This window comes from Caloramator sp. Dgby_cultured_2, assembly GCF_028872215.1.
Classification (GTDB): domain Bacteria; phylum Bacillota; class Clostridia; order Clostridiales; family Caloramatoraceae; genus Caloramator; species Caloramator australicus.
Genome location: NZ_CP118396.1, coordinates 1,291,778 through 1,306,665, shown reverse-complemented (window position 1 = coordinate 1,306,665; position 14,888 = coordinate 1,291,778). Strand labels below are relative to the sequence as shown.

General features: G+C 34.3%; 13 protein-coding genes and 7 pseudogenes. 17 read left to right on the top strand and 3 right to left on the bottom strand.

What is annotated here, in order from left to right; genetic code table 11:
* The first annotated feature begins 6 nt into the window (after positions 1–6).
* Positions 7–381 (top strand): CoA-binding protein, encoded by a 375-nt coding sequence (locus PWK10_RS08985; protein WP_274765818.1) that lies wholly within the window; start codon positions 7–9, stop codon positions 379–381.
* An 11-nt stretch (positions 382–392) separates the two neighbouring features.
* On the opposite strand, the pseudogene PWK10_RS08980 reads toward PWK10_RS08985, so the two are convergent.
* Both PWK10_RS08980 and PWK10_RS08975 read right to left on the bottom strand, forming a co-directional pair.
* A pseudogene (locus PWK10_RS08980) lies at positions 393–718 on the bottom strand (TSUP family transporter).
* Positions 719–759: 41 nt separating this feature from the next.
* Positions 760–1,119, bottom strand: coding sequence for a sulfite exporter TauE/SafE family protein (locus tag PWK10_RS08975; protein ID WP_274765817.1), 360 nt, complete (start codon positions 1,117–1,119; stop codon positions 760–762).
* Positions 1,120–1,233: 114 nt separating this feature from the next.
* On the opposite strand from PWK10_RS08975, the pseudogene nadE reads away from it, so the two are divergent.
* The 3 genes and pseudogenes from nadE (at position 1,234) to PWK10_RS08960 (ending at position 3,892) form a co-directional block, all read left to right on the top strand.
* Positions 1,234–1,963, top strand: a pseudogene (gene nadE, locus PWK10_RS08970) (NAD(+) synthase).
* 42 nt (positions 1,964–2,005) lie between these two features.
* On the top strand, positions 2,006–2,746 hold the full coding sequence (locus PWK10_RS08965) for a YebC/PmpR family DNA-binding transcriptional regulator (protein WP_274765816.1): 741 nt from the start codon (positions 2,006–2,008) through the stop codon (positions 2,744–2,746).
* A 78-nt stretch (positions 2,747–2,824) separates the two neighbouring features.
* Complete coding sequence (locus tag PWK10_RS08960; RefSeq protein WP_274765815.1) at positions 2,825–3,892, top strand: CapA family protein; 1,068 nt, start codon at positions 2,825–2,827, stop codon at positions 3,890–3,892.
* Between the two features lie 80 nt (positions 3,893–3,972).
* On the opposite strand, the gene PWK10_RS08955 is transcribed toward PWK10_RS08960, so the two are convergent.
* On the bottom strand, positions 3,973–4,338 hold the full coding sequence (locus PWK10_RS08955) for a YaiI/YqxD family protein (RefSeq protein ID WP_342455485.1): 366 nt from the start codon (positions 4,336–4,338) through the stop codon (positions 3,973–3,975).
* 192 nt (positions 4,339–4,530) lie between these two features.
* On the opposite strand from PWK10_RS08955, the gene PWK10_RS08950 reads away from it, so the two are divergent.
* From PWK10_RS08950 to secF, 13 genes and pseudogenes are all read left to right on the top strand, one after another.
* Positions 4,531–5,559, top strand: coding sequence for a metallophosphoesterase (locus PWK10_RS08950; RefSeq protein ID WP_274765814.1), 1,029 nt, complete (start codon positions 4,531–4,533; stop codon positions 5,557–5,559).
* Positions 5,560–5,694: 135 nt separating this feature from the next.
* Positions 5,695–6,192 (top strand): hypothetical protein, encoded by a 498-nt coding sequence (locus tag PWK10_RS08945; RefSeq protein WP_274765813.1) that lies wholly within the window; start codon positions 5,695–5,697, stop codon positions 6,190–6,192.
* 72 nt (positions 6,193–6,264) lie between these two features.
* A pseudogene (gene ruvC, locus PWK10_RS08940) lies at positions 6,265–6,758 on the top strand (crossover junction endodeoxyribonuclease RuvC).
* Positions 6,759–6,767: 9 nt separating this feature from the next.
* On the top strand, positions 6,768–7,358 hold the full coding sequence (ruvA, locus tag PWK10_RS08935; protein WP_008909937.1) for a Holliday junction branch migration protein RuvA: 591 nt from the start codon (positions 6,768–6,770) through the stop codon (positions 7,356–7,358).
* Between the two features lie 9 nt (positions 7,359–7,367).
* Positions 7,368–8,378: pseudogene (gene ruvB / locus PWK10_RS19760) on the top strand (Holliday junction branch migration DNA helicase RuvB).
* A pseudogene (queA, locus tag PWK10_RS08915) lies at positions 8,368–9,391 on the top strand (tRNA preQ1(34) S-adenosylmethionine ribosyltransferase-isomerase QueA). The pseudogenes ruvB and queA overlap by 11 nt, the downstream one beginning before the upstream one ends.
* A 10-nt stretch (positions 9,392–9,401) precedes the next feature.
* Positions 9,402–10,523: pseudogene (gene tgt / locus PWK10_RS08910) on the top strand (tRNA guanosine(34) transglycosylase Tgt).
* Between the two features lie 41 nt (positions 10,524–10,564).
* Entirely contained in the window at positions 10,565–10,807 is a 243-nt protein-coding gene (locus tag PWK10_RS08905) for a hypothetical protein (protein ID WP_274768049.1), read from the top strand.
* Entirely contained in the window at positions 10,804–10,962 is a 159-nt protein-coding gene (locus tag PWK10_RS08900; RefSeq protein ID WP_274768048.1) for a hypothetical protein, read from the top strand. Before PWK10_RS08905 ends, PWK10_RS08900 begins: the two co-directional genes overlap by 4 nt.
* Positions 10,963–11,056: 94 nt before the next feature.
* Positions 11,057–11,197: a six-cysteine ranthipeptide SCIFF gene (scfA, locus tag PWK10_RS08895; RefSeq protein WP_274768047.1), complete on the top strand. Its 141-nt coding sequence runs from the start codon at positions 11,057–11,059 to the stop codon at positions 11,195–11,197.
* A gap of 74 nt (positions 11,198–11,271) precedes the next feature.
* Positions 11,272–12,607: pseudogene (gene scfB / locus PWK10_RS08890) on the top strand (thioether cross-link-forming SCIFF peptide maturase).
* Positions 12,608–12,712: 105 nt separating this feature from the next.
* Entirely contained in the window at positions 12,713–13,945 is a 1,233-nt protein-coding gene (secD, locus tag PWK10_RS08885) for a protein translocase subunit SecD (protein WP_274768046.1), read from the top strand.
* A gap of 22 nt (positions 13,946–13,967) precedes the next feature.
* On the top strand, positions 13,968–14,828 hold the full coding sequence (secF, locus tag PWK10_RS08880) for a protein translocase subunit SecF (protein WP_274768202.1): 861 nt from the start codon (positions 13,968–13,970) through the stop codon (positions 14,826–14,828).
* The last annotated feature ends 60 nt before the right edge of the window (positions 14,829–14,888 follow it).

The window sequence follows — 14,888 nt, the reverse complement described above, 5'->3', positions numbered from 1 at the left end:
AGAATCATGAATATTAATGAGTTTAAGGAAAAGAAGATTTGGGCTGTTGTTGGCAGCGTATCTAACAAGGAAAAGTTTGCTTACAAAATCTATAATTTTCTAAAAAATAAGGGGTATAGGGTATACGCTGTGGATCCAAAGGGACTAGACGTAGATGGTGAAAAATCATATAAATCACTATTAGACTTACCAGAGGTTCCTGAGGCTGTAGATATGGTTATAAATCCAGCCTTAGGTGGAACTTATGTGGATGAAGCAAATAAATTAAATATTAAATACATATGGTTCCAACCAGGCGCAGAAAGCCAAGAACTAATAGAAAAGTCAAAAGGTTTTGGAATGGAAGTTGTTTACGGACATTGCGTTATGAAGGAGTTCTAAAGGGCTTACCGTCAGCTTTGACGGTGAGCCTTTTCTTTTCTGCTTAAATAAATTTCATAGGCTCCCATAAAGAGAAGAAAAATGCCGAACATTTTCTTTAAAAGGCTTGAGCCTAAACTAACGGCAAGAATGGAGCCTATGATTGAACCAATAATACCAAAAATGATGAGGGTTTTTAATACGTTTTTTCTATGTTGCCCTGTTTAATATGGGTATATAAAGCAACAATGGATGTGGGAACAAAAATAAGAAGGTTAGTGCTTTGTGCAATTTGCTGCTTTACATTTAAAAATATAATTAGAGCAGGTATTAAAATTGTCCCTCCTCCAATTCCCATTCCGCTAATAATTCCAGAAATTAAGCTAATTATAAAAATAATCACTTAAAGAACACCATCCTTATTCCTGCGATTATCATAAAAATTCCAAAGATTAGCTTTAAAGTTCCATCTGTAAATTTATTAAGTATTTTTGCACCTATATATCCTCCGATTACGTTGGCTATCACAACTTTAAGGGTTAAATTCCAGTCTACAAGGGATTTTGAAATATAAAAAACTGAGCTTATTATAGAAAGAGGAAGGATTATTGCAATAGCTGTTGCATGGGCTTTGTGCTGTTCTATTTTTAGGATATGGTTCATGGCAGGGACTAATAAAGTTCCACCGCCAGCACCAAAAAGCCCATTACAAATTCCTGTTAAAAGGCCTATTATATAAATTTTTATCTTATCCCTCATTTATATCACCTATAGTTTAGTTTTTTAATTATTGATGTTTTTATACCTTACAATATTGAAAGTTATTCATTAATATGCTAATATCTTAAAAGAAAGCTTCAGGGAGGTATTAGGATGTTTGATGTAGAAAGGGTTGCCAATGAGCTGGTTGAATGGTTAAAGGATAGGGTTAAAGAAGCAAATGCAAAGGGAATTGTCCTTGGGCTTAGCGGTGGGGTTGATTCTGCCGTTGTAGCTGCTGCTGCAAAAAGCTTTTCCTGATGATACCTTAGGGATTATTATGCCTTGCTATAGCAATCCTCAGGATGAAAAGGACGCTCTGTTGCTTGCTGATAGATTAAACATAAGATATAAAAAAGTAGTTTTAGATGAAGTTTATGATTCGCTTTTAAGGGCTGTAGGTTCAACAGGAAATGAAAACCGACTTGCCCTTGCCAATATAAAACCAAGGCTAAGGATGACTACGCTCTACTATCATGCTGCACTTTTAAATTACCTTGTTGCAGGAACAGGCAATAAAAGTGAGCTTACTGTTGGTTATTTTACTAAATATGGTGACAGCGGAGTTGATATCCTTCCGCTTGCATCCTTTGTTAAGCATGAGGTTTGGGACCTTGCAAGATACTTTAATGTTCCTGAAGAGATTATAAACAAGGCTCCAAGTGCAGGACTTTGGGAAAACCAAACAGACGAAAAGGAAATGGGTATAACTTATAAAGAACTTGATGAATATATATTGACAGGTAAAGCTACAGAAAGGGTTAGAAATATTGTCGATGAATTAAATAGAAAGAGCCAGCATAAAAGGGAAATGCCTAAAATATTTGTCCCAAGTAGCAAGTGATGTAAAAGAATAATAGTAATTTAACTTAGAAGGGGAATAAATATGGCAGGACATTCAAAATGGGCGAATATTAAACATAGAAAAGGTAAGCAAGACGCTCTTAGAGGAAAAATTTTTACAAAAATAGGTAAAGAAATTCAGGTTGCGGTTAAGGAAGGTGGACCAAATCCTGAGGCAAATTCAAGATTAAGGGATGTTATCGCTAAGGCAAAGGCTAACAATATGCCTATGGAAAACATCCAAAGGGCTATTAAAAGGGCAACAGGAGAGCTAAAAGATGTAACATATGAAGAAATCATTTATGAAGGATATGGCCCAAATGGTGTTGCTGTTATCGTTCAAGCTTTAACAGATAACAGAAATAGAACTGCAGGTGATGTAAGACATATATTTGAAAAATTTGGTGGTAACTTAGGGGCAACAGGCTGCGTTTCCTTCTTGTTTGAGAAAAAGGGACTTATAATAGTTGAAAAGGAAGAGGGAATTGATGAAGATTCTCTTATGATGATGGCCCTTGATGCTGGTGCTGAAGATTTTTCCTCTGAAGAGGATGCTTATGAAATTACAACTTCTCCTGAGGATTTTTCAAAGGTAAGGGAAGCTCTAGAAAACAATGGAATAAAACTTGCTTCAGCTGAAGTATCGATGATACCAAGCACTTATGTAGCATTAGATGGTGAGGCTGCAGAAAAGTTTGAAAAACTTTTAGACAGATTAGAAGAAAATGATGATGTTCAAAATGTATGGCATAATGCAGAGTTCCCAGAAGGATGGGGAGAATAAAGGAGCTGATAATCAGCTCCTTTTTAAAAAGGAGAGAGTTATGAAAAGAATTTTAAGTTTTTTTTAGCGGGAGCTACATTGCTTTTATTTCTATCCTGTAATGGTGTAGATAAATTAAAGGAGCAGCAAGAAAAAATAGTAGTAGAAAAACCTAAAAAATCAGCAAAAATAGTTATGGTTGGAGATGTTATTTTCCATAAGCCACAGATAAACAGTGCAAGGACGAATAAGGGATATGATTTTAAACCCTCCTTTAGCGAAATTAAGGACATTATTAGTAAAGCTGACTATGCAGTTTTTAATTTTGAAGGTAATGTAAATACTAAATTGCCTCCATCTGGATATCCTAATTTTAATTCTCCTATTGAGGCTATAGATGCATTAAAATGGGCTGGTTTTGATGCTGTAGTTTTAGCTAATAATCATAGCCTTGATACAGGTCTTGACGGATTAAAAGGGACATTGAAAAATTATAGCTTAAAGGGAATAAAAAGTATTGGAGCAGGTAATCAAAAAGATAGAGCCCTGATCCTTGACATCAATGGAATAAAGATTGGTTTTTTAGCCTATACTCAATTTATAAACGGAAGGTCTAGTGGGCTTGGATATGTTAATATTTTGGATTTAAAAACAATAGAGAAGGATATAAAAAATATAAAAAGTAATTGTGATTTTTGCATCGTTTATTTACATTATGGGACAGAATATATAAGAAATGCTACTGTTAAAGAAAGGGAACTCTTTAGAAAAATAGCAGATTTAGGGGCTGATTATATAGTAGGTAATCACCCACATGTTGTAAGGGAAAGTGAAGCATATAAAACTAAAGATGGAAGATGGGTAATATTTAATTATTCATTAGGAAATTTTATATCCAATCAAAAGGACAAATATACTGATATAGGTCTTATTGTTAATCTTACTTTAGAAAAAGAAGACAAAAGAACTTATATTAAGGATTTGGATTTAATACCTGTATATAGACTAAAGTTTTATGAAAAGGGAAGACTTCATGTGAAAACAATTACATTGGATAGATTGGATAAATACAATGAAAAGATTAATAGTGAGGATTTAAAATATATTTTAGGGGTTTCAAAGGAAATAAATATGAAAAATTCAATCGAAGTTTCAAATTTAAAATAGGGCCTTTAGGGCCCTTTAATTTGTTTGATTAAAAGTTCAAGGCTTTTTTGAAATGTAGATCGTTTTGTTTGTTTCTTTTTTTATGCCCCCATCTTTCCACCTGCATTACGAACCTTTGAAGCTATATATCTTTGCATTAAAAGGGAGTCTATGTTATGCTTATTAAAAATTAGGCCGTTGTAATTTAAAGCATAGGCTTCTTTAGAAAGGGCCATTGCAGCTACGCCATAATCCTGGGTTATGACTATGTCCTTTGGAGATACTTCATTTATTAAGGCAAAATCTACAGAATCTCTGCCTTTGTCTACGATGATTATCTTACAATTATCATAATTGAGAATATGGCTGGTATCTGAAAACATAATAACTTCAACATTGTATTCTTTAGCTGTATCGATTATTATATCTTTAACGGGACATGCATCGGCATCAACAAGTATTTTCATGGCATCCTCCATGTCTTTTTAGTATATTTTATGAAACTATTGCTGATTAAATTCTAAGGGGGATAGTATGAAGGTGATAAATTATATTTTTATTATTTTATTTTTAGGGATTTATGGATTGATTAATTTTTATATAGGGTTGAGGGCATACAAGGCCTTAAGTTATTTAAGCATATCAAATGGAATTTTATATTGGGGATTTTTGTTATTTTAGCTTCTTCAACATTTGTGGTAAGAATATTTGATAATAAGTTTAGGGGTAAGTTTTTCTATATTTTTGAGCTTATATCAAATTATTGGCTGGCTATATTGGTATATTCGCTAATTATATTATTATTTTACGATATTATAGGAATTGTAGCAAAGATATTTGGATTAAATGAATTTTGGATAAATCCTAAATTTATGATTTTAAGGCTTTTAGTTTCAACTTGTGTCTTAATATTAATTTTTATTTATGGCAATATGAATGCTAAGGATATTGTAATATCAGAGTATGAAATAAGAACGGATAAAAAACTTCCAAAGGAAGAGTTAAAGATAGTTTTAGCATCAGACTTCCATTTAGGCAACATAATAAATGAAAGACGACTGAAGATATTTATAAACAAAGTAAACGAAATTAATCCAGACATAGTTTTGCTTGCAGGGGATATCATAGATGAAAATCATGAGATTTTTGATAGATTAGAAATGGATAAACTTTTTAAGAAATTAAAAGTAAAGTATGGAATATTTGCTTGTTTAGGAAATCATGAGTATTTTAGGGAAAACACGGATGAGATTAAGAAAAGCCTTGAAAAAGGAAATATAAAGGTTTTAAGGGATGAAGTTGTCGATATAGGGGATTTTTTAACTATTATAGGAAGGGAAGATGCTGTATTTAATAGATTTGGTGGGAAAAGGAAAAGCATTGATGAGTTTTTTAAAGCCGTTGACAAAAATAGATATATCATTTTGCTTGATCATCAGCCTAAAGAAATTGATGAGGCTATTCATTATGGTGTTGATCTTCAAGTTTCAGGACATACACATAAGGGACAGTTCTTTCCGATAAACTTGTTTACAAAAAGGTTGTTTGTAAATGATTATGGTCATTATGCAAAAGGGGAATATAACTTAATAGTGACATCGGGTTTTGGAACATGGGGACCGCCTATAAGGATTGGAAGTAGATCGGAAATTGTAGTAATAAAACTGATACAAAAACAAGGAATATGAATAAATTTATAAAATATGGTAATACTATCCTCATGAGAGGAGGATAGTTATGAAAAAAACAATTGGCATTGCTGCTGCGCTTTTATTATCGTTAGTAACCAGTTTTTTGCAGGTTATTATACGACTTTAAGATATGTGGAAAGGAACAAGGTTTCACAGCAGAATGAAAATTTGCTCCATGAAGAATTAGCTGAAAATACTGCAAAACTTCCCGAACTTAACGTAATAGGACCAAATACAGAAATAGTCTATAGGGAAAGATACGTAAAGGGCGTTGAGTATAATAGAGATGTTGTTGAAGGGGCTACAGCTGAAGTAGTCGGGATGACGAAGGAGGAGGCAGAGGAATATTTTAAAAATAAAGGTTACTTGGTTATTGATTTTAGCAACGAAAGGGTATTATTGGTAAAGGATATTAAAGACAAATGGCCCAGCGGTTGCTTTGTTGTAAAGGAAAAGGACGGTTTTGTAGCAATCTTTGAGGTTGATGAGAATGGAGAGCTAAAACTAGTTAAAGTTACAGAACTTAAAGTAACTGACCTTCCTGATACGGATAGGGAGGAAGTCATAAAAGGAAAAGTATATGAATCCTTAGAGGATGCCAATGAGCTTATAGAAGAATATACCTCATAGTCCATGCTAAAAACTTGCATGGACTTTTTGTTGTTATAAAATATCATTATTAAAGACAGGAAGGTGATTGTTTTGCTCATTTTAGGAATAGACCCTGGAATTGCAATTGTGGGTTATGGATTTATAGAATATAAGAATAATAGGTTTAAAGTTATCGATTATGGAGCGATATTTACAACTCCTAAAAATACCATGCCGGAAAGGCTTGAGATAATCTATAATAAATTAGAGGACTTGCTAAATATTTTTAAACCTGATGCAGTTGCCTTTGAAGAGCTTTTTTCAATATGAATGCTAAAACGGCAATAACTGTAGGACAGGCAAGGGGAGCTGCTGTTCTTTGCGCTCAAAGAAATAAACTTAATATATTTGAATATACTCCCCTTCAGGTAAAACAGGCAGTTGTTGGTTATGGAAGGGCAGATAAAAAACAAGTTCAGCAGATGGTCAAAATGCTCCTTAATTTGAGTGAAATTCCAAAACCGGATGATGTTGCTGATGCCCTTGCCATTGCAATATGCCATGCCCATTCAAATCAATTCGGCGATATGTTTAGAATAAAATGAGGTGATAAGGTGTTTGCTTACATAAAAGGAACTGTTACGCTTGTTTTAGATGATTATGCTGTGGTTGAAAATAACGGTATAGGATATATGATTTTTATGCCATCAAGGGATCTTGATGCATTAAGGGATAAAAAGGATGTCTTAGTTTACACATATTACTATGTTAGAGAGGACAATATATCATTATATGGATTCTTAGATAAAGAATCCTTAAATATTTTTAAATTGCTCTTGGGAGTTTCGGGCGTTGGGCCTAAGGCAGCGCTATCCATTTTATCCTGCACTACCCCATCTTCTTTTATTTTATCCGTAGTGACAAAGGATGATAAGACATTAAGCAAAGCCCAGGGAATAGGTAAAAAACTTGCCCAAAGGATAATACTAGAACTGAAGGATAAATTTAAAGATTATGAATTTGCAAATGAAAAGGAAGAGGATAAAAGGGAATTCTTAGACAAGGATGTCTCAAAAGAGGCTATTGCAGCTTTATTGACTTTGGGATATACTAAACAGGAAGCAATTCAGGCGGTAAAAAGAGTTGAAGGTGCAAGCTCGGTTGAGGATTATATAAAGGGTGCATTGAAATTCCTTATGAAGTAGGAGGAGATTATGGAGGATAGGATTATAAGTTCTAGTTTAAAGCCAGAGGATTTAGATTATGAAGGAAGCCTAAGGCCTAAAACCTTAAGGGAATATATAGGACAAGAAAAGGTTAAGGAAAGACTTAAAATTTTTATTGAGGCTGCCAAAAAAGAGGAGAAGCCCTTGACCATGTTCTACTTTATGGACCTCCTGGCCTTGGAAAGACAACCCTTGCAAGTATAATAGCAAATGAGATGGGATCAGGTCTTAGAATAACTTCAGGCCCTGCTATTGAAAGACCTGGTGATCTTGCGGCAATTCTTACGAATTTAGGGGATAAAGATGTTTTGTTCATCGATGAAATTCATAGGCTAAACAGAAGCGTTGAGGAAATTTTGTATCCTGCTATGGAGGATTTTTGTTTGGATATAATAATAGGTAAAGGGCCTTCAGCAAGGTCTATTAGAATAGATCTACCCAAATTTACATTAATAGGAGCAACTACAAGGGCAGGTATGCTAACATCCCCTTAAGGGATAGATTTGGGGTGGTAACAAGGCTTGAGCTTTATACTGTTGATGAATTAAAGCTTATAATAAAAGATCTGCCAGCATCTTAAACGTTGAGATAGATGATGCTGGGGCTATTGAAATTGCAAAACGCTCAAGGGGGACACCAAGAATTGCCAACAGACTATTAAAAAGAGTAAGGGATTATGCTGAGGTTAAAGGCGATGGATATATAGATTTTAAGATTGCAAGCAGCGCTTTAGATCTTTTAGATGTTGATAAATTAGGTCTTGATAATATTGACAGAAAACTTTTAGAGACGATTATTTTTAAATTCGGCGGTGGCCCTGTAGGTATTGATACCCTTGCCTATTCTATAGGAGAGGAGGCAGAAACCATAGAAGATGTTTATGAACCATATCTTTTGCAAATAGGATTTTTAAGCAGAACACCACGCGGCAGAGTTGCAACAAGACTTGCATATGAGCACTTAGGAATAAAATTAGGAGGGTTGGACATTGAAGGTTAAGGAATTTTACTTTCATCTTCCAGAGGAGTTAATTGCACAAAAACCCTTAGAAAAAGGGATGAATCAAGATTAATGGTCCTTGACAGGAGGACGGGAGAGATTGAACACAAAATATTTAAAGAAATTATTGATTTTTTAAACCCAGGAGACTGCCTTGTCTTAAATAACAGCAGGGTTATTCCTGCAAGGCTTTTGGGGTTAAGGAGGACACAATGGCAAGGGCGGAGTTTGTCCTTGTTAAAAGATTGGATAGGGATAGGTGGGAAGCCCTTGTTAAGCCTGGGAAAAAGGTTAAAACTGGATCAAAATTTATTTTTGGCAATGGAGAACTTTCCTGCACGATTTTAGATAACACAGACTTTGGAGGAAGAATTATTGAATTTCACTATGATGGAGTTTTTGAAGAAGTTTTGGATAAATTAGGTGAGATGCCCCTACCGCCATATATAAAAGAAAAGCTTGAGGATAAGGAAAGATATCAGACGGTTTATTCAAAGGTGGAAGGTTCTGCTGCAGCACCAACGGCAGGGCTGCATTTTACTGAGGAACTTTTAGAAAGAATAAAGGAAAAGGGAATAAATATTGCCTTTTTGACTTTGCATGTGGGTCTTGGAACCTTTAGACCTGTTAAGGTTGAAAATATCGAGGAACACAAGATGCATGCGGAATTTTATAATCTTGATGAGGAAAACGCAAAGATAATAAATGAAACCAAGAAAAATGGCAAAAGAGTTATAGCAGTTGGGACAACATCCTGCAGAACCCTTGAGACTATTGCAGATGAAGATGGGTTTGTAAAGGCTTCATCCGGATGGACGGATATATTCATTTATCCTGGATATAGGTTTAAAATATTAGATGGGCTTATAACCAATTTCCATCTTCCAGAATCCACCTTGATTATGCTCGTAAGTGCCTTTGCAGGTAAAGAAAATATAATGAGGGCATATAATATTGCAGTAAAGGAAAGGTATAGATTTTTTAGCTTTGGAGATGCAATGTTTATAAAATAGGAGGTAAGTTATGTCGGCTATAAGATTTGAACTTATTAAGACATGCAAACAATCAGGCGCAAGACTAGGTAAGCTATATACTCCGCATGGAGTTATAGATACTCCAATATTTATGCCCGTTGGAACGCAGGCAACGGTTAAGGCTATGACTCCAGAGGAGCTAAAAGAAATAGGGGCCCAGATTATTCTGAGCAATACATATCATTTATATTTAAGACCTGGAGAAAAGCTTGTTGAAAAGGCCGGTGGACTCCACAGTTTTATGAATTGGGATAGAGCAATTTTAACTGATAGCGGTGGATTCCAGGTTTTCAGCCTCAGCGATTTAAGGAATATAACGGAGGAAGGTGTAACATTTAAATCCCATATTGATGGTTCAAAACATTTTATATCGCCAGAAAAGGCAATCCAAATAGAAAATGCCCTGGGTGCTGATATCATTATGGCCTTTGATGAGTGCACGCCCTATGAGGCGGATTATGATTACACAAAAACTCGATGGAAAGAACACTAAGATGGGCAGAAAGGTGCCTAAAAGCCCACCAGAAACCAGATAAGCAGGCTCTTTTGGAATAGTTCAGGGGGTATGTTCAAAGACTTAAGACAAGAAAGTGCAAGACAAACAGTTAAAATGGATTTTCCGGGATATGCTGTTGGAGGTTTAAGCATTGGCGAACCAAAGGAGATTATGTATCAGGTCCTTGATTGGACAGTTCCTTTCCTTCCTGAAAATAAACCAAGATATTTAATGGGGGTTGGAAGTCCAGATGCCCTATTGGAAGGAGTAATAAGAGGAATAGACATGTTTGACTGCGTCCTCCCAACAAGAATAGCAAGAAATGGAACAGTATTTACGAGCAAAGGGAAATTAGTTGTAAGAAATGCTGAATATGCAGAGGATTTTAGGCCTTTAGATGATGAATGCGATTGCTATGCATGTAAAAATTATTCAAGGGCATATATAAGGCACCTTTTTAAAGCCAAGGAAATACTTGCAGCAAGACTTGCGACGATTCATAATTTAAGATTCCTTTTAAAGCTTATGGAGGATGTCAGAAGGGCAATAATGGAGGATAGCCTTTTAGATTTTAAAGAAGAGTTCTTTAGAAAATATGGCTATACGAATGAATAAAAGCTAAGCCCACCACATAATATTTATTAGGGGGTGGGTTTATGTCAAAAACTGACAATCAAAAGGAGTCAAAGTTTGTTTCAATTTATGCAAAAGCTATTCTAAGGGGGATAATTCTAACGCTAATTTTGATTTTTGTAGTAACGGCTATTGCATATTTTGCGCAGATTGATGAATCCTATTTTAGGACAATAACATGGATAATTAATATAATTGCTATTTGCTATGCAGCAATATATGGTGTATTGAAGATTGGCAAAAAGGTTATCTTCATGGTGCTTTGATTGCATTGATTTACTCTATAATAATGTTTTTAGCTGCTTTATTGTCTGATAAGGGAGCAGTAAATATAAGAACTTATATTGTTATTTTTATCGCTTCAATTATTATTGGAGCTTTATCAGGTATGATAGGGATGGTTTTAAAAGGCAATGATTAATACTTGAACTTGCATTACAAGGCTGGTATAATTAACATGGTAGACTTATCCTTGGAAATATGTAAATTTTGAGTAATTAGAAGGAGGAGTTAATATGAAGCATATTAAAACAATAAACGTTGGAACATTAAAGGCAAGTTTAACAAAACCAGGTTGTAAAGAATGCGCAAATTCATGCCAATCAGCTTGCAAAACTTCAGCTACAGTTGCTAATTTACCATGTGAACATAATTAATCAGGCAGTAACTTTAAGGTTACTGCTTTTAAATTTAGAAGGAGGTAACCAAATTGAAAATTCATAAATATAGAATGTTTGATAAAAACATAGTAATAGATGTAAACAGTGGAGCAATTCATGTAGTTGATGATGTAGTTTATGACTGTTTAGATTATTATGAAACAAAAAGCAAGGAGGAAATCGTTGAAATATTATTGGACAAGCACTCAAGGGAATCAATTTTAGAGGCTCTTGAAGAAATTGAATATTTAGTTAAGGAAAATATGCTGTTTACTGAAGACTTTTATAAAGAAACAGTTTTAAATGATAAGAGCCCTTCATATATTAAGGCTATGTGCCTCAACGTTGCTCACGACTGCAATCTAAAATGTAAATACTGCTTTGCATCTGAGGGCAGCTACGAGGGGAAAAGAAGCCTTATGAGTGCAGAGGTTGGTAAAAAAGCTATTGATTTTGTTATAAAAAATTCAGGATATAGGCACAATATTGAAATCGACCTGTTTGGCGGAGAACCTTTAATGAATTTTGATGCAGTGAAGGAAATAATAGAATATGCAAAGGAGCAGGAAAAAATTCATAATAAAAATATAAGATTTACTATAACAACAAACGCCACTCTTTTAAACGATGAAATTATGGAGTATATAGATAAAAACATGGGAAACGTTATTTTGAGCATAGATGGCAGAAGGGAAGTAAATGACAATATAAGAATCAGATACGATGGTTCTGGAACATTTAATACTATACTTCCTAAAATAAAGAAAATGGTAGAAAAAAGAGACAAAAATAAGCAATACTATGTGAGGGGAACATTTACCCATGAAAATATCGATTTTTACAATGATGTTGTGTTTTTAGCGGATCAGGGATTTAACGAGATTTCTATTGAGCCTGTTGTTTTAGAGGATGAGAATCCTCTTGCAATTAAAAAGAGGATCTTCCTGTTATATTTGAACAATATGAGAAGATTGCAAAGGAACTTATAGAAAGAAAAAAGGCAGGCAAAGCTTTTAAATTTTATCACTTCAGTATAGACATAAACGGAGGACCATGCGTTTATAAGAGGGTGTCCGGATGTGGTGCTGGTTATGAATATGTTGCAGTGACTCCGGAAGGTGATATTTATCCCTGCCATCAGTTTGTTGGGAAGGAAGAATTTAAGCTTGGAAATGTATTTGATGGAAGGATAGATGAGAAACTTTCCAATGAATTTAAAAATGCCCATATATATAATAAACCAAAATGCATGAATTGCTGGGCAAGATTTTACTGTAGCGGTGGATGCCAAGCAAACAACTATTCCTTCAACGGAAATATACATGAACCTTACGATTTAGGATGTGAAATGATGAAAAAAGAATTGAATGTGCAATCGCTGTAAAAGTTTTTGAAGAAGAAAATTAAAATTTAGAAGGAATTTTGCCTTTTATGTAGAATAATATTAAGTAGTTTGCTTTTTTAGAGGCATTTGTCCTTATGCAAAAGACATAGTAATGAAGGGGGATTAATATGAAAACCAGAGGTAGGATTTATTTTATCGTTACTACTTTATTAATTTTGTTTCTTTCTTATGTATTAGTAAATGGTCTAACATTAGGGGACTATCAGGTAAAGCCGCTTAGCAAAATAGTTAAACTTGGCCTTGATTTAAAGGGTGGAGTTTATGTTGAGGAGGAAATAGTTGATCAGAATGTAAGTAAAGATACAATTGAAAGAACAAGGGATTTAATTGAACTTAGAGTTAATTCATTAGGCGTTAGTGAGCCTATTGTAGCTATAACAGGCAGTAATAGAATAAGGGTTGAGATACCAGGAATTTATGATCCTAAGACTGCCCTTGAGCAAATTGGGAAAACAGGAAGATTAAGATTTGTAGGTCCTAATAATGATGAAATAATAACTGGAAAAGATGTAAAGGATGCTACTGTAGGAGTAGATCAAAGGACAAATGCACCTGTAGTTCAATTGAAGCTCAATCAAGAGGGAGCAAAGAAGTTTGCTGAGGCAACTCAAAAATACTTAGGAAAGCAAATTGCAATTTATATGGATGAGGATTTAGTTTCAGCACCAACCGTTCAATCAGTTATTCCAGATGGTGAAGCAATTATCACTGGAAGCAAAAATGTTGAAGAAGCTAAAAGGCTTGCAGGGATTATAAAATCTGGTGCTCTTCCTGTAAAGTTGAATCCTGCAACTATAAGAGCTATTGGACCAGCCCTTGGAGCAGAGGCTATCCCAACAAGCTTAAAAGCTGCAACAATTGGTATTGCTTTAGTCATGTTATTTATGCTACTTTACTATAGAATTCCAGGTCTTATTGCAGACCTTGCCCTTATGGTATATATGATTATAACAGCATTGGTGTTTACAGTTGTTATTAAAGCAACTTTAACTTTACCTGGTATTGCAGGGCTTTTACTTTCAATAGGTATGGCTGTTGACGCTAATGTTCTTATATTTGAAAGAATTAAGGAAGAATTGAAATTAGGTAAATCCTTAAGGACAGCAATCGACGCTGGATTTAGGAGGGCATTTACTTCAATTTTAGACTCAAATGTAACTACCTTAATTGCTGGATTTGTTCTGTTCTTTATTGGAACGGGTGCAGTTAAAGGTTTTGCCCTCACCCTAATTATAGGTGTTTTATCAAGTATGTTTACAGCTATAACTGTAACAAGATTCTTGCTTAAATCCTTTGTAAATGCAGGATGGATTACTAACAGCAAATTCTACGGAGCATAGGGGAGGGATTAAAATGGAAAGAATGTTTAAGATTGTTGAAAAGAGCAAAATATGGTTTACAATATCATTGATTATAATTATCATAGGAATGGCAACATGGCTATTTAAGGGATTAAACCTTGGTATCGACTTTAAGGGAGGAACTGTTGTCACAATTAAGATTGGAAAAGAGTTTGATGTTGTGGAACTTAGAAAATCCCTTGAAAAATATGACCCACAAATCGATGTAAGAGAAATAGAAGGATATGAAGTTACTATAAGAAGCAATAAAATAACAACAGAACAGGTAAATCAGATTTTTAATGATGTAAAGACAAAATATGGACTAAAAGATGATGCCCTTCGTTCAATAGATACTATAGGACCATCTATAGGTAAGGAACTTAGAAGAAGTGCAATAATTTCAACATTGCTTGCTACTTTAGGTATCCTTATTTATACATCATTTAGATTTGAGCTATGGTCAGGGCTTGCAGCCATAATTGCATTAGTTCATGACTTGTTAGTTACTATATCCGTTTATACAATTTTACAAATTCCAGTAAACTCAAGCTTTATTGCAGCGATGTTAACTATATTAGGTTATTCTATTAACGATACTATAGTCGTATTTGATAGAATAAGGGAAAACAGAAAGCTTGGTAAATATCATGATTTTGAAACATTAGCAGATGCAAGTATAACACAAACTTTAGCAAGATCAATAAATACAGTTCTTACAACTTTATTTACAATAACAGCAATTTATATACTTGGAGTTCCATCTATAAAGGAATTTGCCTTACCATTGATCATAGGTATCATTAGCGGTGCTTATTCTTCAATCTTTATCGCCAGCCCATTGTGGGTGATATTTGAAAAAAGACAAGGACAAAGGGTATGATAAAAAGAGTTAGCTCTGCTAACTCTTTTTATTGCAAAATGCCCTTACTTTATATATAAT

Bases quoted from the DNA above. Each gene is read 5' to 3' on its own strand.
- PWK10_RS08985 (WP_274765818.1), top strand. From the start codon at position 7: ATGAATATTAATGAGTTTAAGGAAAAGAAGATTTGGGCTGTTGTTGGC.
- PWK10_RS08955 (WP_342455485.1), bottom strand. From the start codon at position 4,338: ATGAAAATACTTGTTGATGCCGATGCATGTCCCGTTAAAGATATAATA.
- PWK10_RS08905 (WP_274768049.1), top strand. From the start codon at position 10,565: ATGTCAAAAACTGACAATCAAAAGGAGTCAAAGTTTGTTTCAATTTAT.
- secD (WP_274768046.1), top strand. From the start codon at position 12,713: ATGAAAACCAGAGGTAGGATTTATTTTATCGTTACTACTTTATTAATT.
- secF (WP_274768202.1), top strand. From the start codon at position 13,968: ATGTTTAAGATTGTTGAAAAGAGCAAAATATGGTTTACAATATCATTG.
- scfA (WP_274768047.1), top strand. From the start codon at position 11,057: ATGAAGCATATTAAAACAATAAACGTTGGAACATTAAAGGCAAGTTTA.
- PWK10_RS08975 (WP_274765817.1), bottom strand. From the start codon at position 1,119: ATGAGGGATAAGATAAAAATTTATATAATAGGCCTTTTAACAGGAATT.
- PWK10_RS08965 (WP_274765816.1), top strand. From the start codon at position 2,006: ATGGCAGGACATTCAAAATGGGCGAATATTAAACATAGAAAAGGTAAG.